Raw genomic sequence first — 580 nt, forward strand, 5'->3', positions numbered from 1 at the left:
TGCTGATACTGCCCCACGCCGATGGATTTGGGGTCGATTTTGACCAATTCGGCGAGTGGGTCTTGCAGCCTGCGGGCGATGGACACCGCGCCGCGCAGGGAAACGTCCAAGTCGGGAAACTCGCGCGCCGCCAGTTCGGACGCGGAATAAATCGACGCGCCGGCTTCGGACACGACGATTTTGTGCAGCCCCATTTCCGACATTTCACGCACCAGTTCACCCGCGATTTTGTCGGTTTCGCGGCTGGCGGTGCCGTTGCCGATGGCGATGAGCTTCACGCCGTGCTGCTTAATCAGGCGCGACAGTATTGCCAACATATTGTTTTCTTGATGCAAATAGACGATGACGGTATCCAGCAGCTTGCCCGTGTCGTCCACCACGGCGCATTTCACGCCGTTGCGGTAGCCGGGGTCGAGACCCAAAGTAGTCAGCCGTCCGGCGGGCGCGGCAAGCAGCAAGTCTTTGAGATTGCGGGAAAACACGGTAATCGCGTCAGTGTCGGCGGCTTCTTTCAAACGATTTAGGGCTTCAAGTTCTAACGACAAAAAGATTTTTGCGCGCCAAGTCAGACGTACGGTAT

At 57.4% G+C, this 580-nt stretch carries 1 pseudogene; it reads right to left on the reverse strand.

What is annotated here, in order from left to right:
- A pseudogene (locus tag ACTHS3_RS16605) lies at positions 1 to 580 on the reverse strand (RNA-binding transcriptional accessory protein); the annotation flags it as partial.

This window comes from Neisseria sp. P0009.S007 (assembly GCF_051962515.1).